This is a genomic window from Longimicrobium sp., from assembly GCA_036377595.1.
Lineage (GTDB): Bacteria > Gemmatimonadota > Gemmatimonadetes > Longimicrobiales > Longimicrobiaceae > Longimicrobium.
On sequence record DASUYB010000096.1, the window covers coordinates 1 to 22118 of the forward strand.

General features: G+C 72.5%; 23 protein-coding genes. 21 read left to right on the top strand and 2 right to left on the bottom strand.

The genetic code is table 11. The features are described from left to right. The coding region (locus tag VF092_15375) for a replication-associated recombination protein A (protein ID HEX6748678.1) at positions 1 to 1070 on the top strand (1070 nt) is incomplete at its 5' end. Between the two features lie 137 nt (positions 1071 to 1207). On the opposite strand, the gene VF092_15380 is transcribed toward VF092_15375, so the two are convergent. After that, entirely contained in the window at positions 1208 to 2587 is a 1380-nt protein-coding gene (locus VF092_15380; protein HEX6748679.1) for a PQQ-dependent sugar dehydrogenase, read from the bottom strand. A 170-nt stretch (positions 2588 to 2757) separates the two neighbouring features. Here VF092_15380 and VF092_15385 point away from each other — a divergent pair, with 170 nt between their 5' ends. The 12 genes from VF092_15385 to VF092_15440 all read left to right on the top strand — a co-directional run bounded on the left by VF092_15385 (position 2758) and on the right by VF092_15440 (position 10784). Beyond that, the gene (locus tag VF092_15385) at positions 2758 to 4002 is read left to right on the top strand and encodes a hypothetical protein (protein HEX6748680.1); all 1245 of its coding nucleotides are present in this window, start codon (positions 2758 to 2760) and stop codon (positions 4000 to 4002) included. Continuing rightward, a complete protein-coding gene (locus tag VF092_15390) occupies positions 4002 to 4724 on the top strand; it encodes an ABC transporter ATP-binding protein (protein HEX6748681.1) in 723 nt (240 codons plus the stop codon). The genes VF092_15385 and VF092_15390 overlap by 1 nt, the downstream gene beginning before the upstream one ends. Before the next feature lie 362 nt (positions 4725 to 5086). After that, positions 5087 to 5581 carry an LEA type 2 family protein gene (locus VF092_15395; protein HEX6748682.1) on the top strand — a complete coding sequence of 165 codons (495 nt, stop codon included), beginning with the start codon at positions 5087 to 5089 and terminating at the stop codon, positions 5579 to 5581. Positions 5582 to 5794: 213 nt separating this feature from the next. Further along, positions 5795 to 6262 carry a hypothetical protein gene (locus VF092_15400; protein ID HEX6748683.1) on the top strand — a complete coding sequence of 156 codons (468 nt, stop codon included), beginning with the start codon at positions 5795 to 5797 and terminating at the stop codon, positions 6260 to 6262. Beyond that, positions 6262 to 6426 carry a hypothetical protein gene (locus VF092_15405; protein HEX6748684.1) on the top strand — a complete coding sequence of 55 codons (165 nt, stop codon included), beginning with the start codon at positions 6262 to 6264 and terminating at the stop codon, positions 6424 to 6426. The genes VF092_15400 and VF092_15405 overlap by 1 nt, the downstream gene beginning before the upstream one ends. 423 nt (positions 6427 to 6849) lie before the next feature. After that, positions 6850 to 8790, top strand: coding sequence for an ABC-F family ATP-binding cassette domain-containing protein (locus VF092_15410; protein HEX6748685.1), 1941 nt, complete (start codon positions 6850 to 6852; stop codon positions 8788 to 8790). Between the two features lie 143 nt (positions 8791 to 8933). Further along, a complete protein-coding gene (locus VF092_15415; protein ID HEX6748686.1) occupies positions 8934 to 9140 on the top strand; it encodes a hypothetical protein in 207 nt (68 codons plus the stop codon). An 80-nt stretch (positions 9141 to 9220) separates the two neighbouring features. After that, positions 9221 to 9442 carry a hypothetical protein gene (locus VF092_15420; GenBank protein HEX6748687.1) on the top strand — a complete coding sequence of 74 codons (222 nt, stop codon included), beginning with the start codon at positions 9221 to 9223 and terminating at the stop codon, positions 9440 to 9442. 206 nt (positions 9443 to 9648) lie between these two features. After that, on the top strand, positions 9649 to 9870 hold the full coding sequence (locus VF092_15425; protein HEX6748688.1) for a hypothetical protein: 222 nt from the start codon (positions 9649 to 9651) through the stop codon (positions 9868 to 9870). A 32-nt stretch (positions 9871 to 9902) separates the two neighbouring features. Then, complete coding sequence (locus tag VF092_15430) at positions 9903 to 10166, top strand: hypothetical protein (GenBank protein ID HEX6748689.1); 264 nt, start codon at positions 9903 to 9905, stop codon at positions 10164 to 10166. A 152-nt stretch (positions 10167 to 10318) separates the two neighbouring features. Next, positions 10319 to 10585: a type II toxin-antitoxin system HicA family toxin gene (locus VF092_15435; GenBank protein HEX6748690.1), complete on the top strand. Its 267-nt coding sequence runs from the start codon at positions 10319 to 10321 to the stop codon at positions 10583 to 10585. After that, the gene (locus VF092_15440; protein HEX6748691.1) at positions 10572 to 10784 is read left to right on the top strand and encodes a type II toxin-antitoxin system HicB family antitoxin; all 213 of its coding nucleotides are present in this window, start codon (positions 10572 to 10574) and stop codon (positions 10782 to 10784) included. The genes VF092_15435 and VF092_15440 overlap by 14 nt, the downstream gene beginning before the upstream one ends. 63 nt (positions 10785 to 10847) lie before the next feature. Here VF092_15440 and VF092_15445 read toward each other — a convergent pair whose 3' ends face one another. After that, positions 10848 to 11837, bottom strand: a complete 990-nt coding sequence (locus VF092_15445) for a YncE family protein (protein HEX6748692.1) — start codon at positions 11835 to 11837, stop codon at positions 10848 to 10850. A 527-nt stretch (positions 11838 to 12364) separates the two neighbouring features. Here VF092_15445 and hflX point away from each other — a divergent pair. The 8 genes from hflX (at position 12365) to VF092_15485 (ending at position 22063) form a co-directional block, all read left to right on the top strand. Then, complete coding sequence (gene hflX, locus VF092_15450) at positions 12365 to 13633, top strand: GTPase HflX (GenBank protein HEX6748693.1); 1269 nt, start codon at positions 12365 to 12367, stop codon at positions 13631 to 13633. Between the two features lie 131 nt (positions 13634 to 13764). Further along, entirely contained in the window at positions 13765 to 14223 is a 459-nt protein-coding gene (locus tag VF092_15455; GenBank protein HEX6748694.1) for an HIT family protein, read from the top strand. A gap of 158 nt (positions 14224 to 14381) precedes the next feature. Continuing rightward, a complete protein-coding gene (locus tag VF092_15460; GenBank protein ID HEX6748695.1) occupies positions 14382 to 15287 on the top strand; it encodes a DUF2520 domain-containing protein in 906 nt (301 codons plus the stop codon). After that, positions 15284 to 16012: a pyridoxine 5'-phosphate synthase gene (locus VF092_15465; protein HEX6748696.1), complete on the top strand. Its 729-nt coding sequence runs from the start codon at positions 15284 to 15286 to the stop codon at positions 16010 to 16012. Before VF092_15460 ends, VF092_15465 begins: the two co-directional genes overlap by 4 nt. Before the next feature lie 26 nt (positions 16013 to 16038). Next, a complete protein-coding gene (locus VF092_15470) occupies positions 16039 to 17469 on the top strand; it encodes an Hpt domain-containing protein (protein ID HEX6748697.1) in 1431 nt (476 codons plus the stop codon). After that, complete coding sequence (locus tag VF092_15475; GenBank protein HEX6748698.1) at positions 17466 to 18620, top strand: lysylphosphatidylglycerol synthase transmembrane domain-containing protein; 1155 nt, start codon at positions 17466 to 17468, stop codon at positions 18618 to 18620. Before VF092_15470 ends, VF092_15475 begins: the two co-directional genes overlap by 4 nt. After that, positions 18613 to 19497 (top strand): 4-(cytidine 5'-diphospho)-2-C-methyl-D-erythritol kinase, encoded by an 885-nt coding sequence (gene ispE / locus VF092_15480; protein ID HEX6748699.1) that lies wholly within the window; start codon positions 18613 to 18615, stop codon positions 19495 to 19497. Before VF092_15475 ends, ispE begins: the two co-directional genes overlap by 8 nt. 382 nt (positions 19498 to 19879) lie before the next feature. After that, complete coding sequence (locus VF092_15485; GenBank protein HEX6748700.1) at positions 19880 to 22063, top strand: cyclic nucleotide-binding and patatin-like phospholipase domain-containing protein; 2184 nt, start codon at positions 19880 to 19882, stop codon at positions 22061 to 22063. Positions 22064 to 22118: the final 55 nt, after the last annotated feature.

The following is a 22118-nucleotide window of genomic DNA, read 5'->3' on the forward strand; positions in this document are numbered from 1 at the left end:
GGGCGACGTTCGTCCCCTTCAACGCCGTCAGCGAGGGCGTCCCCCGGCTGCGCGAGGTGGTGAAGGAGGCGGAGACGCGGCGGAAGGCCGGGCGGCGGACGCTGCTCTTCATCGACGAGATCCACCGGCTCAACAAGGGGCAGCAGGACTTCCTCCTCCCCTGGATCGAGTCCGGGCTGATGACGCTGGTGGGGGCGACGACGGAGCACCCCGCCTTCGAGATCAACGCCGCCGTCCTCTCCCGCTCGCGCGTCCTGGTCCTCGAGCCGCTGTCGGAGGAGGACGTCCGCGCGGTGGTGGAGCGCTCTCTCTCCGATCCCGAGCGCGGGCTGGGGGGACGGGTGACGCTGGAGCCCGAGGCCGAGGACGTGCTCGTCCGCAACACCGGCGGCGACGCGCGGCAGGCCATCACCGGGCTGGAGATCGCGGCGGGGCTGGTGGGCGGCGGCGGCGTGGTGACGGCGGACGCGGTGCGCGAGGCGCTGCAGCAGCGCACCGCGCGCTACGACACCACGCTGGGCTACGAGATGCTGAGCGCGTTCCACAAGTCGCTCCGCAGCAGCTCGGGCTCCGGCGCGCTCTACTGGGCCATGCGGATGATCCAGAGCGGCGAGGACGCCAAGGTGCTCTTCCGCCGCCTGGTCGCCGCCGCGTACGAGGACGTGGGGCTCGCCGACCCGCAGGCGGGGATCGTGACGGTGACGGCGATGCAGGCGTTCGAGCGGATGGGCCTTCCCGAGGGGCTTCTCCCCCTCTACAACGCGGTCCTCTACGTCGCCAACGCGCCCAAGTCGAACCGCGCGTACCTGGCCGGCGGCGCGGCGGCCGAGGCGGCGCGGCAGCACCCGGACGCGCCGGTGCCGCTCCATCTCCGCAACGCGCCCACCTCGCTGATGAAGGAGTGGGGATACGGCGAGGGCTACAAGTACGCGCACAACTACGAGGGCGGCGTCGTCGACCTGCAGTGCCTGCCCGACGAGATCGCGGACGAGCGCTTCTACGAGCCCACCGACCGCGGCTACGAGGCGGAGATCGCGAAGCGGATGAAGGAGCGCGGCGATCCGGGGTGACCGGGCGCGAGTCCGGACGGTCAGCCGATCCGAACGAACGAGGGATTCTCACGCGGAGACAGCGGAGACGCGGGGGAACGACGTGCTTTCCTCCGCGTCTCCGCGTCTCCGCGTGAGAAATCCCGTCTCCGATGCCGTCACCGCGTCTTGGTGACCGGCGCAAGCGGGCGCAGGCGGAGGACGCGGCCGCTGGTGCCGGTGGGGCCCAGCGCCTGCGACACCATCACGTACACCTCGCCGTCGCGGTCCTGCCCGAAGCCCTTCACGTACGAGCCCAGCGGCCGGCCGTCGATCAGCATCTCGCGCATGGTCCACAGCGCCAGCGTCCGCGGCGAGGCGGCGAACAGGCGGCCGCTGGGGCTGGTGAAGCTGGTGCCGAACCCGCCGAACAGGTACGTCCCCCGCAGCCCCGGCATCGACACCCCGCGGTACACGTAGCCGCCCACCACCGCCAGTGCCAGTCCGCCGGCCGGGTTCCGGCTGTTCGCGAACTCGATCACCGGGTGGCGCAGCGGCTGCTCGGTGGCCAGGTCGACGTCCGGGCACTCTTCCGGCGCCTGGGTCGGATGCGCGGGGTCGAAGCAGTGCGTGCCCTCGCGCACGTTCCACCCGAAGTCGCCCTTCTTCACCACCCGGCTGACCTCCTCCCACAGCTCCTGCCCGGCGTCGGCGGCCAGCAGCATGTGCTCGCCGGCCATGTCGAACGAGATGCGGTAGGGATTGCGGAAGCCGTACGCCCAGATCTCGTCGAGCCCCGGCACGTCCACGAACGGGTTGTCGGGGGGGATGGCGTACGGCTGGCCCTCGTCCACGTCGATGCGGAGGATGCTCCCCAGCAGGTTCCCGGCGACGTCCTGCCCGTTGCCGCCCTCGTTGGCGAGGTACCAGTCTTCCACGTGCCCCGGCCCCACGTCGTTCGCGTTGCCGCCGTCGCCGAGGGAGATGTACAGGTAGCCATCGAAGCCGAACGCCACCGAGCCCCCGTTGTGGTTCGGCTGCGGGTGGTCCACCTCCAGGATCACGCGCTCGGCCCCCCTCACCAGCCCCGTGGCCGGGTTCTCGGTGAACTCCGACACCACGTTGGTGTGGTCGTACCCCGCGGGCGCGCCGGCGCGCGGCGGCGCGGTGTAGAACACGAAGAAGCGTCCGTTGCGGGCGAAGTCGGGGTGGAAGGCCAGCCCCAGCAGCCCCCGCTCGTCGTACGCCGGCTGCAGCGGGGTGATGCGCGCGCGGAGGTCCAGGTACGGGATGGGGCGCGGGGTGCCGTCGGGGTCCAGCACCCGGATGGTGCCCGCCTGGTCCACCACGAAGCGGCGCGGATCGTCGCCGGGCGGCTGCACCAGCAGCACCGGCGACACCAGCCCCGTGGCCACCTCCTCGGCGCCGATGGGGATCGGCACGCCCAGCGGGCTGGGGCCCTCCGTGTCGCTGGGCACGTCGGGCATGATCAGCACCTCGCTGGTGCATGCGGCGAACGCGGCCAGCACGGCCAGGCCGCGGGCGGATCGATGGCGCATGCGCCCTCCCCATGGGCCGATGTGGTGGTCGTCAGGACGCCGCCCGGAACCCGTTTTCCGGGCCGCGCCCTTTCCGGTCGAACCTCTCCGTTTCGGCGGGGCGGGGTCTTGCCGTATCTTGGCCGGCCACCGTGCCTTGCATCGACCGCCGACCCGGGGGATCCGCCGCCGTGAGCCGGAACGCTTCGTCGTCCTCGCCGCTCCTCCTCCGCCTGGAGATCCGCCGCCTGTCGGACGCGTTCCGGCAGCCGCGGCCGGCGGCGTGGCTGGGTGCGCTGCTCCCGGCGGCGCTCGCGGCCGGCGCGCTCTGGCTGGCGGCCGACTCGGTGCGCCCGGACGTCTCCACCGGCGACGGGGTGATCCTGCTGGGGCTGCTCGCGTCCGGGCCAGTGGCGCTGCAGGCGTACACCCTCCTCTTCCGCCCGGCCGACGACGCCTTCCTGCGCCGGCTGGGGATCGACGCGCGGGCGCTGTTCGCCGTCCGCGCGCTCCGGCTTCTCCTGCTCGCGCTCGCGGTCGTCCTGGCGCTGATGATCCCCTTCATCGCCACTCGTCGACCGATCCTCGAGCCGCTGGGGATCGCGCTGGCGGCGGCGCTGGTGTCGTGGGCGGCGTCGCTGCTGACGCACGCGGACGCGGCGCGGCGGATCGCGGCGGGGATGCGGCCGCGGCTGCCGGGATCGCAGGGATTCGACATGGAGCTGGTGAAGGCGAGCGACCTGCTCTACGCGCCTCTCTGGCCGCTGATGGCGGGCGCCGCGGCCGCCACCTTCGCCGCCGCGCCGGTGGGGGCGATGCCGCTGCGGATCGCCGCCGTCGCGCTCGCCGCGGCGGCGATGGTGCCGCTGGCGATGCGGACGTTCGCGCGGGCGCTGCCGCGGTTCGCGCCGCACGCGGGCGAGCTGGCGTACGCCCCGCCGCCCGACGCGACCGGCGGCGAGCTGGTGATCGGACGGGGGATCGCGCGGGCGCTGCCGCGGCGCGCGCAGGCCGTCCGCGCGCGCGACGCGGTCGTGGTCGGCCGCCGCTACCGCTGGACGTCGCGGACGGCCTGGCCCGTGGCGATCGTGGCCGCGCTGGTGATCCTGCGCGCGGGCGGCGACGCCGCCGTGCGCACGTGGGTGACGCTCGCGTGCGGCGCGCTGCTCGTGGCGCAGGCCGCCGCGGTGGTGGCGCTCGGCCGCTCGGAGCGCGGGCGGACGCGGTGGATGGACCGCGCGCTCGGCCTCCGCCCCGCCGACCGCCTGCTCGGGCGCTGGGCGACGGCGTTCGGGGTGGCGCTGGCCGTGGCGCTGCCGCTGGCCATCGCGTGGTGGATCGGGGTGGACGGCGGGCGGGGATGGATCTGGTTGGCGGCCGGGGCGGCGGCCGCGCTCGCCGCCTCGTCCGCGTCCCTGGCCGCGGCGGGGCGATGATGGCGGAGCCGATGCCGCTGGAGGTGCGCGGGCTGGCGAAGAAGTACCGCCGTGGCGTGGTGCTGGGCGGGGTGACGTTCGACGTGCGCCCGGGCGAGGCGGTGGCGCTCGTCGGCCCCAACGGGGCGGGGAAGAGCACGCTGATCGGCTGCGTGACCGCCGACCGCCTGCCGAACGCGGGCACGGTGCGCATCTGCGGCGCCGACCCGTTCGCGGCGCCGGGGGAGGCGGCGGCGTGCCTGGGCTACGTTCCCGAGCAGCCCTTCCTCTATCCCGAGCTGAGCGTGGCCGAGCTGCTGCGCTTCGTGGCCGCCGCGCGCGGGCTGGACGACGCCGCGTCGGCGGCGGAGACGGCGCGGCTGCTGGCGCTGCTCGGCCTGGCCGGCGCGGAGTCCACCCTCTGCCGCGAGCTGTCGCAGGGGATGGGGAGGAAGACCGCCATCGCCGCCGCGCTCCTGCACCGCCCGCGGATGATCGTGCTGGACGAGGCGCTGAACGGCCTGGACCGCACCAGTGCCGAGCGCCTGGTCGCGGAGCTGGACGCGCGGCGGGGAGACGGCGCCGCGGTGCTCATCTCCAGCCATGACCTCGACTTCCTGGCGCGCTGGTGCACCCGCGGCATCCTCCTCCCCGGCAAGGCGCGCTGGCAGGAGCTGGAGGGTGACGAGTGGGAAGCGTGGCGGCGCGCGCCGGCGCTGGCGATCCCGGAGCGGGGCGACTGAAGTCGCGGCAACAACTACACGAAGCCCGCCTTCGCGCCGCCTTCGCGGACTACCAGCCTCGGCACGGGCGGATGGTCCGGTGCTCGCGACGGTCATCGCGTCGCGTGCAACCTCGGGGTCGGGGCCTCGAGGCCGTGGCCGCGTGGAACTCTCCGGGTCGCATCGCGTCCACGCCGGTGGACAGCGTGGCGATTGGCGGCGAGGGAACCCTCTCGCGCCGCGGCCGTATCTTCCGCGCCAGCGCTGGACAATCCGCGGCTCGTCGCCGGCGGCCGGCGCGGCGGCACGGCTGTCGCAACGCAGACGGGCCTGGGCCGGGCCACGCGCCTGGCGAGCCACGCAACGGACGATGGAGTGAGACGATGCGACTTCGACTGACGGCCGCGGTGACGGCGGCGGCCCTGGCGGCTTCGGCGTGCAGCGGCGCCGTGCGGCGGCCCGACATCGAGCTGGAGGGCGTCACGCTGGGAAGCGTGGGGCTGTCGGGCGGCACGCTGGTGGCCAACATCCGCGTGCACAACCCCAACCGCTTCACGCTGCACGCCGAGGACCTGCGCTACCAGCTGTTCCTGCGCCGCGCCGGCGCCACCGGCGGCGACAGCACCTGGACGCGCTTCGCCGAGGGCACCTACGACGACACGCTGAACGTGCGCGCCGGGCAGACGCGCACCTTCGGCATCCCCATCTCGTTCAGCTTCGGACAGTTGGCGGGCGCGGGGCGGCAGCTGCTGGACTACGGCCGCGTGGACTACCGCGCGCAGGGCACCGTCGACGTGCACACCCCCGTCGGCACCCGCAACGTGCCCTTCCGGAAGACCGGCACCTTCATCATGGGCAGCACCACGCCGAGCCGTTGACGGCCATCAGGACATGACAAGTGGCGGGCGATCCGGGGGATTCGGATCGCCCGCTGCCGTTTCATAAGCCGCGGCGCCGTCCGTGGCGCATCCGCGGGCGTGCCGTGGTACCCATCCGACGCGGTCCAGCACGTTTGTCTGGTGTGGCGCATGAGTCCGCCGTAGCGTAGAAAGCCCACATTCAATGTCCCTACCTTGCCAGGAGAAACACACATGCCCGCGACCAAGCAGAACGTGATCGACGCGTTGGACGACGTCACCGAGCCCTCCACGGATGTCTTTCTTCTGGTCGGCGAGGGGAAACAGGTCTTCTGGTCGGCACCCGGGAGCGGTTCCGATGTCCAGAAGGCGAAGTTCCACGCCGAGTCGGACTTCCTGCGAGCGTTCGACCAGCGGGAGGTCGAGGAAGGGGAGATCGTGGAAGTCACGATCAAGTGGAGTCCCTGCGGCACCTGCGCCATGCGGCTGGTCGACCTGAGCCAGATTCTGCAACAACGCCAAGCGCTGTTGGAGGTCTACTATCTGGATGTCTTTCATGGGAAGGGCGGAGGCGTGTTGGGCAGCCTTGATCCCTTCGATGTCCTCGCGGCCGCCGGTGTGAAGCTCGCTGCCTACGAGACCACGCATGACGGTGCGTGGTGGAACGATGGCAAACGGATGTGGGCGCACAAGCTGGGGTAGTGGCTGCGGACCTCGCCGGCGCGGGGCGGCAGCTGCTCGACTACGGCCGCACTGCCTACCCCGCGCACGGCACCGTCGACGTGCACACCCCCGTCGGCACCCGCAACATGCCCTTCCGGAAGACCGGCACCTTCATCATGGGCAGCACCAACTCCAGCTGCTGATCGGCAAGGCAGGGAGATGGGTCGCGGCGGGCGGGCCGGGTATCGGCTCGCCTGCCGCGTTTTCGTGCGACGGAGATCGGGACGGGCGGGTAAACCCGCGGCTGGAACATTGGGAAGCCTGCTTCGCAGGCTGCGGTGACGACTGCCGTGCGAACGGTGAGCATTCGTGCCGCCGCCTCGCCCGCGGGCAGTTGAAGCCTCGCGCAGTTTGCGAGGCTTTCCAATGTTCCAGCCGCGGCTTTAGCCGCCCGTCACCGGGGGCGGCCGTCACCGAGGGCGGCCGTCACCCAAGGCGCCCCTCACCCAAGGCGCCCGTCACCGAAGGCGGCCGGTCGTCGGCAGTCACCGGCCGGTCTGCCCACAATTCCCCGTCGATCGTTAGATTACCCGCTCTTCGACATCGAAAATTCACCACGAGGCACGATGACGCTGGTCCGGCTGCAGGACGCGGGGAAGCAGTACGGCGACCGATGGATCATCCGCCACGTCGACTTCTTCGTTACGAAGGGCGACCGCTGGGGGATCGTGGGCCGCAACGGCATCGGCAAGACCACGCTGCTCAAGCTCATCACCGGCGAGGACGAGCCCACCGAGGGCGAGGTCTGGCGCCACCCCGGCCTCCGCTTCACCCACATGCGCCAGGAGCGCGGCGAGACCAGCGGCGAGACCATCGCGCAGGCCGCGCTGGCGCCCTTCGCCGACCTGGTGGCGATGGAGGAGCGGCTTCACCGCGAGGCCGCCCAGCTCGAGCACACCGACCACGACGGCGACGAGGGACGGCGGCTCCTGGCCAGCTACGACCGCCACGTGGAGGAGTTCCGGCGCCGCGGCGGCTACGCGATGCACGCCCGCGCCGAGGCCACGCTCGAGGGCCTCGGCTTCCCGTCCGACACGTGGCAGAAGCCGCTGCGCGCGCTCAGCGGCGGCGAGCTGGGGCGGCTGCGGCTGGTGCAGACGCTCCTCGCCGAGCCCGACGTGCTGCTGCTGGACGAGCCGACGAACCACCTCGACCTCCGCTCCACCGAGTGGCTGGAGGAGTACCTCGAGTCGTATCCCGGCACGGTGATGGTGGTCAGCCACGACCGCGTGTTCCTGGAGCGGCTGTGCGACCACGTGCTGCACCTGGAGGAGGGGACGGCGTTCGCGTACGCGGGCGACTTCGAGAGCTTCCTGGAGCAGCGCGAGGCCCGGCGCGAGCTGCAGCGCAGGCAGTACGAGCAGCAGCAGGCGCACATCGCGCGGACGGAGGACTTCATCCGCCGCAACCTCGCCGGGCAGAAGACGAAGCAGGCGAAGAGCCGACGCACGCTGCTGTCGCGGATGGAGCGCGTCTCCGCGGTGGGCGAGGACGGGCGGGCGATGGCGCTGCGCTTCGGCACGGCGTCGCGCAGCGGCGGCACGGTGATGCGCATCGACGGCGTGTCCTGCGCGTTCGGCGAGCGCCGGCTCTTCGCACCCTTCGGCGCCGAGGTGTCGCGCGGCGAGCGGATCGCGGTGATCGGCCCCAACGGCTGCGGCAAGTCCACGCTGATGCGCACGCTGGCCGGCGAGCAGGCGCCGTGCTCCGGGAGCGTGATCCCCGGCACCGGCGTGGTCCGCGCGTACTACCGGCAGGACTTCGCGCACCTGGACGCGGCGAAGACCGTCTGGCAGGAGGTGAGCGACGGCGCGCGCGGGACGATGCCCGAGCTGCGCAGCCACCTCGGCCGCTTCCTCTTCTCCGGCGACGACATCCAGGCGCGCGTGGGCGACCTTTCCGGCGGCGAGCAGGCGCGCGTCGCGCTGGCGAAGATCACGCTACAGCGCGCCAACCTCCTCCTGCTCGACGAGCCGACCAACCACCTCGACCTCGAGAGCCGGGAGGTGCTGGAGGAGGCGATCCAGGGCTACGACGGCACGGTGATCCTGATCTCCCACGACCGCGCGTTCCTGTCGGGGACGGCCACGCGCGTCTGGAGCTGGAACGACGGGAGATTCGAGGACTATCCCGGCGGCTTCGACGACTGGCAGGAGTGGGCCGCCCGCCGCGCCTCCGACGCCGCGGCGAGCGCGACCGCATCCGCCGCGGCGAAGCAGGCCGCGGCGCAGTCCACCGCGGCCGCCGCGAAGCCGTCGGGCGGCCTGTCGAAGAACGAGCAGCGCCGCCGCGAAGCCGAGCTCGCGCGCCTGGAGACGCGCATCCACGAGATCGAGACGCGCATTGCCGGGATCGAATCCGCGCTCGGCGACCCGGCCCTCTACGCGGCTGGAGCCGACCCGTCGCGCCCCAAGTCGCTCGCCGACGAGCGCGACGCGCTCAACGCCGAGCTGGCGGAGGCGTACGCGAACTGGGAGCGGGTGGGGGAAGAGCTGGCGGGAGTGTAGCGGGATCTCGCCCGACGCCGCGCGAAGTGGCCCGGCACGGTCGATCGGCCGTGCCGGGCTTCGCTTGCGAGTGGCGCGATGTTATCAATCATGTCCGCCTGTGGACCGCTCGGGCGATCACCCACCACCACTCCGGAGACGCCATGACGAAGATCAAGCTGAGCATCGAGAACCTGCGCATCGAGTCGTTCGACACCGCCGGCGCCGAGCGGGGGACCGGCACCATCTTCGGCAACGCGAAGACCCTGGACACCTGCACCGCCTGCCCGTCGGCGATCGACGCCTGTCCGTCTTCCCCGCCCGCCGCGACGCTGCCGTGCAACGGCTGCGTCGGCACCGAGCTCTGCTGAATCGCAGGCGATCGATGAAGTCTTCGCCCGTGGACAGGCCCCGGGCGCTCTCCCACCCAAATCACTTCGGATTCGCCATGATGAAGACCAAGCTGAGCATCGAGAGCCTGCACGTCGAATCGTTCGCCACCGCCTCCGCCGAGCGGGAGAAGGGCACGATCTTCGGTAACGCGCAGTCCGTGGATACGTGCACCACCCCCTGCGGGTCGGCGATCGATGCCTGCCCCACCTCTCCGCACGCCCTGACGCCGTGCAACGGGTGTGTCGATACATCGGACTGCATCGATACCACGATGTGCTGAGCCGCGGGCCGGCGTCGCCGATCTCCTGATCGATTGAAGCCCGGCACGGTCGCGGACCGTGCCGGGCTTCATTGAACGGCGAAAGGAAACCGGGCCGCGCGGCCGATTCCCCAATTTTGTCACTTGCGGCGCCTACAGTTGCACAATTTCAGACGTATTATCATAATCTAAATGTTTCCCTCCCACATCCACGAAAGTTCATCCCCATGAAGAAGCTGAAGCTGGAGTCGCTGGACGTCACCTCGTTCGAGACCGCCCCGGCCGCCGTGGCGCGCGGCACCGTCGACGCCAACAGCGGCATCCATCCGGGCGGCCCCGTCGTCCTCGAGACGTACGACATCGAAGCCTGCGGCGACACCCGGTACTTCGACTGCACCTTCGGGTGCTCGGTGAACACCAACTGCCCGAACGGCTGCATCGAGCTGTAGCCCGGCTTTCACCCGAATCCCGAAGCATCCCCATGAAGAAGCTGAAGCTGGAGTCGCTGGAGGTCACCTCGTTCCACACCTCCCCGTCCCCGTCCAGGGAGCGCGGCACGGTCGCCGCCAACTCCGACATCAAGCCGAGCGGCCCGGTCACGCTCCAGACGTACAACATCGATATCTGCGGCGACACGCAGTACTTCGACTGCACGCTCGGCTGCTCGTACCTCACGTACTGCACAACCTGCATGCAGGTAAGCTTCAACTGCGCGGTCGAGACCGCGGACTGCCCGCTCGGGTAGCCGCGCGGCCATCCACCCGTCCCGGAAACACGGCGGGCCGGACTCACGCGAGTCCGGCCCGCCGTGCGGTGAAGGGTGTAGACTTTGTCAGCTAATACTCATCGGTTGGTGTCTCCTCCGTTCAGGAATGGCCCTCCAACCTGCGGATCTCGATGAGCAAGCTTGATAAGTTGATCGAGAAGCTGCTAAGTGGAACGTCGGATGCGAACTTCTCGTTCAGCGAGTTGCGGTACATCCTCCTGCACCTCGGGTTCGATGAGCGAATCCACGGGAGCCATCACGTGTACAGAAACGCGGAACGTCCGTCCGTGCGGGCTGTCCTCCAGCCCGATGGAAAAAACGCGAAGCCGTACCAGGTCGCTCAGGTCCGCGACGCGGTGCTGGAGTTGAACTCAGGAGGGGCAGATGGATCGGTATGAGGTGATCATCTACTGGAGCGCCGCGGATGACGCTTTCATCGCCGCGGTGCCCGAGCTGAAGGGGTGCATGGCGCATGGCGCGACCCGCGAAGCTGCGCTTGCGAACGCCCAGGGTGCGATCGCCGCGTGGATCGCTACCGCCAGGGAGTTCGGCGATCCAATTCCGGAGGCGAAGGGGCGGACGCTGCTCGTGGCATGAGCAGTCGCAGCCTGGAAATGCTGTCAGGCGCCGCTCCCAGCCTGGGAGCGGCGCCTCGCCGTTTCAGCGGCGGAAGAAGGTGGAGATGGCCATCCCATCCGGTGCCGCGCCCGTCGGCAGCATGCGGGAGACGGCGTTGAAGTGGAGGTCGACGACGGCGACCTGGCCCGTCCGCATCACGGGGACGTAGGCGGTGCGGCCGTCGGCGGAGAAGACGGCGCCGCCCGGGGTGCCGGCGACGGGGATGGTGGTTTCGCGCATCGTGGCGGTGTCGATCACGCGCACGAGGTCGAGCTCGGGGGCGGGAATGACCGCCCGCCGCCCGTCGGGCGAGACGGCGACGCGGTAGGCGTGGCCCGGTGTGGCGATGGCGGCCACGCGCGCGCCGGTGGCGGTGTCGAACACGTACGTGCTGTCCAGCCCCATGCTCGCGGCCCAGATGCGGCGGCCGTCGGGCGTGAGCGCGGCACCCTCGGTGCCCGGCCCCACCTGGATGGTGCGGGTCGGGCTTTTCGTCCGCACGTCCAGCTCTGTCAGCGTGCCGGAGCCGACGTTGGCGGTCCAGACCTTCCCACCGCCGGGCGCAATCGCCAGAATGTGCGTGCCCGCCTGGTTCGTCGGCAGCACCGCGCGCAGCTCACCGCCCGGGAAGGCGACGAGGAGGACGGCGCGGCTCGTCTCCGACGTCACCGCGAGCAGGGAATCGCCGGGGAGGAAGGCGATGCCGTGCGGCCGGGTGTGCGGCGCCAGGTCGAGGCTGCGGACGGCGGTCTGCGTGGAGACGTCGACGACGGTGAGCGCATGGCCGACCGCCTCGCGGTTTCCGTAGTTGGTGGCCACGGCCCAGCGCCCGTCGCGGGTGACGGCCACCTCGTGCGGCGCGGGCGCGGAGGGGACGACCGCCAGCGTCCGCCCGGTGGCGATCTCGACCAGGTGCACGGTGGCGTCGCCCTGGTTGGCGACGACCAGCACGTCGCCGGTGGGCGGCGCGGCGGGCGTGGTGTCGGGCATCGCGGACAGGGTAGCGGCGAGGAGCGGGATCAGCGTCAGCATCGGCGGCGCGGTGAGGGTGGGGCGACGGGAGCGCGGGAAGTATCGGCGCAAGCGACTGGCTGCGCGATGGCGGTGGTGCGAAACACGCGATCGGTGGCGCGGGATGCCTCCTGCGCGCCGCCTGCCTTCCCCCCACCCCCGGCCCCTCCCCCACGAGGGGGGAGGGATGGGGGAGGGGAGACCTCAGCGCAGGTACGGCGACGGCTTGCCACGCTGAGTTCTCCCCCGCCCCTGCGTAGCGGGGGAGGGGGCTGGGGGGAGGGGGCCTGCCCGCGGCCGCGCGGATGTTCGCTTTTACACCTGCGTGAGGGATGCGCGCCCGGAGGGCCGGGAACCCGCCGCGCGTGCACCTTTGCGGCGGATCCGCGGAGATGCCGGGCGTGGCGGGGGCCCGGCGCGGTTGGCAACAGTCGTATCGTTGCCTACCGCGCGCGCAGCCCGGCCCGGAGCGCAGCGGAGGGACACGCCCAGAACCGCAGTTTTCTTCGTTTGATGACGAACCGGAGGCGGCTATCAGCACGCGTGAGATGATCGAGCTGGAGGTCCCGCGCGAGCGCGCGATCCTCGTCGGCGCGCCCAACAAGGGCGAGCCCGCGCAGGTGACCGACGAGCACCTGGAGGAGCTGGAGCGCCTGGCCGACACCGCCGGCGTGGACGTCGTCGGCCAGCTGGTGCAGCGCGTGGACAAGCCGCACCCGCGCCTGTACATCGGCGAGGGGAAGGCCGAGGAGCTGAAGGCGCAGGCCGCGATGGAGGCCGCGTCGCTGGTGATCTTCGACGACGAGCTCTCGCCGGCGCAGGGGCGCAACCTGGAGCAGGAGGTGGGCACGCGGGTGATGGACCGCGCGGAGCTCATCCTCGACATCTTCGCCACGCGCGCGCGCAGCGCCGAGGCCCGCGCGCAGGTGGAGCTGGCGCAGCTGCAGTACCTCCGCCCGCGGCTGACGCGGATGTGGGCGCACCTGTCGCGCATCCGCGGCGGCCCGGGGATGCGCGGCCCCGGCGAGACGCAGCTGGAGACGGACCGCCGGCTGATCGACATCCGCATCGCGCGGCTGAAGGACGAGCTGGAGCGCGTGGCCCGCCACCGCGCCACCCAGCGCAAGAGCCGCGCGGGTGAGCTGCGCGTCTCGCTCGTCGGCTACACCAACGCGGGGAAGTCGTCGATCCTGCGCGGCCTCTCGGGCGCCGACGTGTTCGTGGAGGACCGCCTCTTCGCCACGCTCGACCCCACCACGCGCGCCGTCGAGGTGGGCGAGGGGTACGAGGTGCTGCTGACCGACACGGTGGGGTTCATCCGCAAGCTGCCGCACCACCTGGTCGCCAGCTTCCGCGCCACGCTGGAGGAGGCGGCCGAGGCGGACCTGCTGCTGCACGTGGTCGACAGCTCGCACCCCGGCTGGGAGGAGCAGAAGGAGGTCGTCGACCAGGTGCTGGCGGAGCTGGGGATGCGCGAGCAGCCGCAGATCCTCGTCTTCAACAAGGTCGACCGCCTGACGCACGGCGAGGAGGAGGCGCTCCGCCAGCGCAACCACGGCCGCCGCGCGATCTTCGTCTCCACCGTGGAGAAGGACGGCCTCGAGCCGCTGAAGGAGCTGCTGCGGGCGGAGGCGCGGCAGCTCCGCCCCGACGTGCGGGTGACGCTGCAGAGCGCGCAGGGCGCCATCCTGGCCGAGATCTACCGCGAGGGCGAGGTGCTGGAGCGCCAGGACGAGGGCGCCGAGATCCACCTCCGCGCGCGCTTGCCGAGCGCCACGCTGGGCCGGCTGCGCAGCCGCGGCGTGCGGGTGGAGTGAGTGCGATCCCGGCCCTCGTGACGGGCGGATGAATCCGCGGTTCCGCGGCAACAACGGCCCGAAGTCCGCCTTCGCGGACTCCCGTGGTGGCATTTCCGCGGAAGGCGGAGATCTCCGGGGACATTGATTCGATGAGCGTCTGGAGCGATCCCGCGGCATGGGCGCACGCCCGCGGTGAGGAGGGATGCGGCGTTTGCGCGCGCGGGGTGCCGGACGACTCGCTGGCGGTGCTCGAGTCGTGCTGGGTGGGGATGCCCGAGGACGGGCCGATGCGCGGCTACTGCTTCCTGATGCTCAGGCGCCACGCCGTCGAGCTGCACGACCTGAGCGCCGCCGAGGCCGCCGCGTTCATCCGCGACGCGCAGGCGGTCTCGCGGGCCGTGCAGGCGGTGACGGGCGCGGTGAAGATGAACTACGAGATCCACGGCAACACCGTGCCGCACCTGCACATGCACGTCTTCCCCCGTTACCCCGGCGACCCCTTCGAGGGCGCGCCGATCAACCCGCGCATCATCACCGCGCCGGTGTACGCCCCCGGCGAGTACGCGGCGATGCGGGCGCGCCTCCGGGACGCGCTCGCGAGGGGCTGAGGGATGACCGTCTGGCTCACGATCGAAGTAGCCGCGAGCGAAGCGAGCCCAGGTCCCTCCCCCAGTCGGTTTTGGGGGAGGGACAGGCGCGAAGCGCCAGGGAGAGGGCCCGCGGCGCACGCTTCCGAATCATTCTCCTCACCCGATCCCATCGTCCCTTGACGGCATCCTCTTCCGACGCATCCCCTGACACGCGCGACCGGCTCTGGATCGTCGGCGCGGGGCGGCTGGGGCTCGCGCTCGGGCTGCGGTTGCGGCGCGCGGGAGCCGTCTCCGCGCTGACGTATTCGGGGCGAAGGGAGACGGCGCCGGAGCATCCGCTCTTCCGCGAAGCGAATCCCATCGCCCACTACCAGCGCGGGCTCGATCCCATCCCTTCCGACGCGACGGGGATGGTGATCGCGGTGCCGGACGACGCGATCGAGCGGGTGGTGGGCGAGCTCGCCGATCTCCATCTCCCCCAGGCGCTTCCTATCCTGCACGCGAGCGGGAGCCTTTCGTTGGACGTTCTTGCTCCTCTCGCCGGCCGCGGGCACTCCGTGGCGGGGATGCACGCGCTGGCCGCCATCGCCGACCCCGTCGAGGGCGCGGACCGGCTGCGCGGCGCCACCTTCGGCGTGGAAGGAGACGGCGCCGCGCGGACCTTGGCGGAACGTCTCGTCGCCGCGTGCGGCGGGCACGTGCTGGCGATCCGGCCGGGGGGCAAGGCGCTGTACCACGCGGCGGCCGTCTTCGCCTCCAACTACGCGGTCGCGCTCCTCTCCGTGGCCGAGCGGCTGATGGCGGAAGCCGGTATCCCCGCGGAAGATGCGCAGCCGGCGCTGGCCGCGCTGGCCGCCGGCGCGGTGGAGAACGTGGCCGCTCGTGGCCCCGCCGGCGCGCTCACCGGGCCCGTGCTACGCGGCGACGTGGCAACCGTCGAGCGGCACCTGTCGCGGTTGTCCGGTGCCGGCCGCGACCTATATTGTCTGCTCGGCCTGGAAGCACTGAAGCTGGCGGAAGCGCGCGGAACCGACCCCGCGGCGCTCGCCCGGCTGCGCGGACTCCTGGGGGATACGCGGTGAGGCTCTACGTCAACATCGACCACGTGGCCACGGTCCGGCAGGCGCGCGGCACCGACGAGCCGGACCCGGTGCGCGCGGCCGTGCTCTGCGAGCTGGGCGGCGCCGACGGCATCACCGTGCACCTCCGCGAGGACCGCCGCCACATCCAGGACCGCGACGTGGAGCTGCTGATGCGGACGGCCCGCACCGTCGTCAACCTGGAGCTGGCCGCCGCGTCGGACGTGCTCGCGCTGGCGGAACGGTGGCGGCCCCACCAGGCCACGCTCGTTCCCGAGCGGCGCGAGGAGGTGACGACGGAGGGCGGGATCGAGCTGCACAGCGAGGCCGCGCGTCGCTGGGTGGGCGACGCCGTCCGCCGGCTGAAGGACGCGGGGATCCGCACCTCGCTCTTCATCGACCCCGACGCCGACGCCGTCCGCGCCTCCGCCGACCTGGGCGCGGAGGCCGTCGAGCTGCACACCGGCGAGTACGCCAATACCCGCGGTGCCGAGCGCCAGGCGCAGCTCGCCCGGCTGCGGCGCGCGGCCGCGCTGGGGCGCTCCGTCGGCGTCGCCGTGCACGCGGGGCACGGGCTGACCTACGAGAACGTGACGCCCGTCGCCGCCGTCGAGGAGATCGAGGAGCTCAACATCGGCCACTCGATCGTCTCGCGCTCCGTCTTCACGGGGATCGAGCGCGCCACCCGCGAGATGGCGGAGATCGTCCGCCGCGCCCGCGCCCGCTGATCTCCATCCCCCGACCCGACCACCCGATGTCGCAACCGCTGAGCGAATACTTCGCGCGCGAGGCCGGCGAGTACCTGGACCGGCTGGACGCGCTGCTGGCCCGCGACTCCGCGCCGGACCCGGTGGAGTTCTTCCGCCTTGCCCGCGGCGTGCGCGGCAGCGCGCAGATCGCCGGCGCCGAGCCGGTGGCGCGGGTGGCCGAGGGGATGGAAGACGCGGCCCGGTCGCTGCGTGACGGCGCGATCACCTGGAGCGACGACGTGCGCGAACGCGCGCGGCAGACGGCGGCCGATCTGCGTGCGCTGGTGGCCGCATCGGGGCGTTGGGGGGACGAGGAGGAGCGGCGCGCGGACGAGGCCACGGCGCGCTGGGAGGGCACCCGCGCCCGCCGCCGTGTCGAGGGGCAGCCCGCGGGGCAGATCTACGACTTCCTGCGGCGCGAGATCGACGGCGTGGTCTCGGAGCTCGACCGCGCGCTGGGCGAGCTGAAGCAGGATCCGGACGGGCGCGAGCCGCTGCGCGCCGTGCTCCGCCGCATGCGCCCGGTGCGCGGCGTGGCGGGGATGGACACCGTCAGCCCCGTGCTGGAGCTGCTGGAGGGGATCGAGGACGCGGCGCACGAGGTGCTGGGCCGCACCACGCCCATCCAGTCGCGCGAGACGGCGCTGCTGGCCGCCGGCCGCGACGCGCTCCGCGCCGCCGGGTCGGCGCTGGAGCGCGGCGGCGATGTCGGCGCCACGCCCGAGCTGGAGCGCTTCCGCGAGGCGCGCGACGGGCTGGAGAGCGCGGGCGAGCCGGTGGACGCGGGCGTCGTTCCCGTCGCGTCGCTCTTCTACGACGACGCGGGGCCGCACGTGGTGTCGTCGCCGATGGCGCCCGCGGGTGGCTCGGAAGGCGCGGGGACGCTGGCGGGCGACGTCGAGAGCTTCCTGCGCATCGAGGCGACCGGGTTCCTGGACCGCGCGGAGGGGCTGGTCGCCAGCCTGGCCGCGCGGCCGGGTCGCTTCGCCCGCATCGCGCGCGACCTGGCGGACATCGCCCGCGGGGTGGGCGAGCTGGCGGTGACGTACGGGATGACGGCGATCGCCTCCGCGGCCGAGGACGCGGCGATCCGCATCTCCCAGGCGGGGACGGCGGACGAGGCGCGCGGCGCGCTGTCGCGGCTCCGCTCCTCCCTCCCCGGCGCCGCGCCGGCGGCGGAGAGCGTGCCCGCGGCGGCGGAAGCCGAGCGCACCGCACCCGCCGCCGAGGCGCCGGCCGCGGCGGACGGCACGGTGCCGATCGAGGCGCTGGAGTACGACCCCGACGACGCGCTGGCCGAGGCGCTGCGGATGCGCGACCGGCTGACCGCGCTGGCCGCCGCCAGTCCCAACGGCGCCGCGCTGGCCGAGGCGCTCGACGAGCTGTTCGGGCTGGTGGCGCTGGGCGCCGAACGCCGGAGCGCCGTCGCCGGATGAAGCACCGCCTCAGGCTCGCCGCCTCGCTGGCGGTGACCGCGTTCTTCCTCTGGCTCGCGCTGCGCGGGGTCGACTGGTCCGAGGTCTGGGCCAACCTGCGCGGCGCGAACCCGCTCTGGCTGGCGCTTTCCATCCTCGTGGCGACCCTTTCGATCCACGTGCGCGCACTGCGCTGGAAGGTGCTGCTCGAGCCGGTGGACCCGCACGTCGCTTGGGCACCGCGCGTTGCCGGGACGGCAGTGGGGATGGCGGCCAACAACCTCATCCCCGCGCGCGTCGGCGAGATCGTGCGGGGCGTCGTGGCCGCGCGCCTGGCGAAGCTGCCGTTCAGCGCCGTCCTGGCCTCGCTCGTGGTCGAGCGCGTGCTGGACGGGCTGGCCACGGTCGGCTTCCTCTTCGCGGTGATGGCGTGGCCCGGCTTCCCGCACCCCGAGCAGGCGGGCTTCGTCCTCGGTGCCGTGCGTATCATGGCGGCGGCGATGGCGGTGGTGGGGGCGGGGCTGATCGCGCTGGCGGTGATGCCCGCGCGCTCGGTGGCGCTGGCGGAGCGGGTGATCGGCGGCATCCTCCCGCGGCGCCTGCGCGGCCCCGTGATCGCGCGGCTGGAGGAGTTCATCGCCGGCCTCGCGGTGCTGCGCAATCCCCGCCTGCTGGCGCTCTCCGTCGGCTGGGCCGTCGCGCAGTGGCTGTTCATCCCCCTCTCCATCTTCTTCGGCTTCAAGGCGTTCGGGATCACCGAGCCGGGGTACGTGGGCGCCGTGTTCCTGCAGTGCGCCATCAACCTCGCCGTCTCCGTCCCGAGCTCTCCCGGCTTCTTCGGGCCGCTGGAGTATGCCGCGACGAAGGGGCTGGGGCTGTGGGGCGTGGACCAGGCGCGCGCCGTCTCCTTCGCCATCGGCTACCACCTGGGCGGCTTCACCACGGTGACGCTGCTGGGGCTGTGGTACGTGCAGCGGCTGGACCTGAGCTGGCGCGAGCTGATCGGCACCGCGGAGAAGGGCGGGGCAGGGGATGAGGAGCCGCCCGCCGCGAAGTCGGTTGGTGCTTCGGGAGATGAGAAGACGGCGGAGGTGAAGCCGGTCGGCCCGGGGGATGAGAGGCGGGGCGATGGCGATGCAGCCGCGGCCGCTACGGAGCGACGCCGTGCCTGACCGCGTGGCGGTGGCCGCGCCGGCGAAGGTGAACCTGCGCCTGTGCATCCTGGCCCGCGAGGAAGGCGGCTACCACGCGCTGGAGACGGTGTTCTGCGCGCTCTCGCTGGCCGACGAGGTGGCGGTGGCGCGGGGGGACCGGGGGATCCGGCTGTGGATGGAGGGCGGGATCGACGTCGGGCCGCCGGAGCAGAACCTCGCCGTGCGCGCGGCCGGCCGATTCTACGCGGAGATCGGCGAATCTCCCGCGATCGATCTCCATCTCACCAAGCGCATTCCCGCCGCGGCCGGGCTGGGCGGCGGCAGCTCCGATGCGGCCGCCGTCCTTCGCGCGCTCAACGCGCTCCACGGCGATCTGCTCCCGCGCGAGACGCTGCTGCAGCTGGGGATCGAGCTCGGCGCCGACGTCCCCTTCTTCCTCTGCGGGTCACCGCTTGCGCTCGCCTGGGGCCGCGGTGAGCGGCTGATGCCGCTGCCTCCACTCCCCCCGCGCTCCGTCCTCGTCGCCCACCCCGGCGAGGCGATGTCCACCGCCGACGCCTTCCGCGAAGTCGCCGCCCTCCGCGGCGGCAGCTACGAGCCGCGCGCGAGCCTCATCGATCCCGCGGCGCTCGCCAGCTGGGACGCCGTCGCCGCGCTGGCGGTTAACGACTTCGAGCCTGTCGTCACGCACCGCATCCCCATCCTCCGCGACGCGCTGGCGGCGATGCGCGCATCCGGCGCCCGCATCGCCCTCCTCGCCGGCAGCGGCTCCTCCCTCTTCGGCATCTTCGACGACATCACCACGCGCGATGCAGCGGCCACGCAGCTGGAGGAGTTGGGGATGAGAGCTTGGCGGGCGGAGACGCTGGCGGAGATGGCGGTGCCGCAGCGGTAGTAGGCGGTGGCGGAGAATCGTCGCGGTATGCGAGTGAACTCGCGGCTACAACGACACACAGTCCGCCTTCGCGGACTCGCGAGACGCGGGTTCCGGCACATTCGCATGCATCGCGCTGAGTTGAAGTCCGCGAAGGCGGACTGCGTGTGGTTGTAGCCGCGGCTTCAGCCGCATACTTCCCCCTCCGCCCCCCTCCACCCTCCGCCTCCCCGCCCGCTCCACCTCCTCGACTCTGATCTTCCCGCAGCCATTCCCGCGGACGCCGGGGGGATGCTCCCGACTTGCGCCAACTCGCTGCGGTGCCGATGTTTGGGGTGGATTCCCACCCCGCACCCCCGGCCGCGCTCCTCCCATGCAGTCCTCCGCACCCCCAACCCCTGACGTGGGCGCCGCCATCCGCTCGGCACCGCTGTTCGCGGACGTCGCGGCGGAGACGCTCGACGCGCTGACCGCCGCCGCCATCCCCGTCACCCTGGCGGATGGAGAGGACGTGTTCTCGGCGCCCGCGACGGACGGGCTCTTCGTGGTTGTCGACGGGCACCTGGACGCGGTGGAGGAGGGGGGGCAGGCGCTGCGCTGGCTGGGCGCGGGCGAGGTGTTCGACCGGCAGCAGACGCTGGCCGGCGTCACCCGCAACGTGCTGGTGCGCGCCGCGGGCGCGGCCACGGTGGCGCGCATCCCCTGCGGCGTGGCGGACACGATGGAGGCGGCCGATCCCGCGCTGGCGGTGGCCGTCACCCGGATGCACGCGCGGCAGCTCCTCTGCCGCCTGGCGCCGGTGCTGGGCGCGCTCGACGCGCGGCTGCTGGACGACGTGGAGAAGGCCGCCGACTGGAAGTACCTCAACCGCGGCGACGTGCTGTTCGAGCAGGGCGACTCCGCGCAGGGGCTGTACTTCGTGGTCAGCGGCCGCCTCCTGGTCGAGCACATCGACCGCGACGGCGTCGCGCGCCCCATCGGCGAGGCGGGGCGCGGGCAGAGCATGGGCGAGATGGCGTTCTTCACCGGCGCGCCGCGCTCGGCCCGCGCCAGCGCCATCCGCGACAGCGTCTTAGTCGAGTTCACCAACGCCGAGTTCGATTCGCTCGTCTCCACCCGCCCGCAGCTGATGCGGCACGTGGCGGCCGGCCTGGTGGAGCGGCTGAACCGGGCGAACGCGCACGAAGCGGGGACGCGCGTGACCAACCTGGCCGTGCTCCCGGCCAGCCCGGGCGCGCCGGTGTCGGCCTTCTGCGACCGGCTGGCCGAGGCGCTGGGCGCGTTCGGCCCCGTGCTCCGCCTCTCGGCCGCCACGGTCGACCAGCTCGCGGGCGAGGCGGGGATGGCGCAGGCGCCCGAGGAGTCGCCCGAGAGCGCGCGGCTGCTGGCGTGGATCGAGGCGCGCGAGGCGTCGCATCGCTTCCTCGTCTTCGAGGCCGACGCGGAACCGACGGCGTGGACGCGCCGCTGCCTGCACCAGGCCGACCGCGTGGTCCTCCTGGCCCGCGCCGACGAGGACCCCGCGCCCGGCCCGCTGGAGCGCGCGCTCCTCAACCATCCCCGCCGGGTGACGGACGCGAAGCAGTGGCTCGTCCTCGTCCACCCCGAGCGAGCGCACCGGCTGCCGGAGGGAACGCGCCGGTGGCTCGACGGCCGCAACGTCGAGCATCACCACCACCTGCGCTGGGGGCACGCGGGCGACCTGGGGCGGCTGGCGCGGCATCTCGCGGGACGCGCGGTCGCGCTCGTGCTGGGCGGCGGCGGGGCGCGCGGCTTCGCGCACATCGGCATCTACCGCGCGCTGCGCGAGGCGGGCGTGCCGATCGACCTGGTCGCGGGCACCAGCATGGGCGCCTCCATCGCCGCGCAGATCGCGATGGGATGGAGCCCCGACAAGCTGGAGACGATGAACCGGCGCGTGTGGGTCCGCATCCGCCCGCACAAGGTGTACACGCTGCCGCTGATCTCCATCATCTCCACCCGCAAGAGCGACCGGGTGGGGCGGATGCTGTACGGCACCACCGACATCGAGGACCTGTGGACGCCGTATTTCTGCATCTCCAGCAACCTGAGCACGGCGGAGATGATGATCCACCGGCGCGGCTCGCTGCTGTGGGCCGCGACGGCCAGCGCGTCGCTCCCCGGCGCCGCCCAGCCGGTGCTGCACCAGGGCCAGCTCCTGTGCGACGGCGCGCTGCTGAACAACCTTCCCGCCGACGTGGCGCGGCGGATGGGGTGCGGGACGGTGATCGCCGCCGAGGTGTCGGTGGAGGAGGACCAGCAGTTCGTCTGCGACCGCATCCCCCGGCCGATGGAGATCGTGCGCGACCGGCTGTTCCGCCGCAACAAGATCAAGTTCCCATCGCTGATGGAGATCGCCCTGCGCGCGTCGATGCTGCACAGCACGCGCGGCGAGCGCGAGGCCATCGACGCCTGCGACTTCGCGCTGCGCCCGCCCATCGACGCCTTCCGCCTGATGGACTTCGACGCGATGGAAGCGCTGGTGAAGGTGGGCTACGAGCACGCGCGCCAGGAGGTGGGCGCCTGGGTCGCCGCCGGCGCGCTCGACGGGCTGGGGATTAGATAGAAGAAATCTCACGCAGAGGAGCAGAGGCAGCAGAGGACTGATGCGAAGTCCTCTG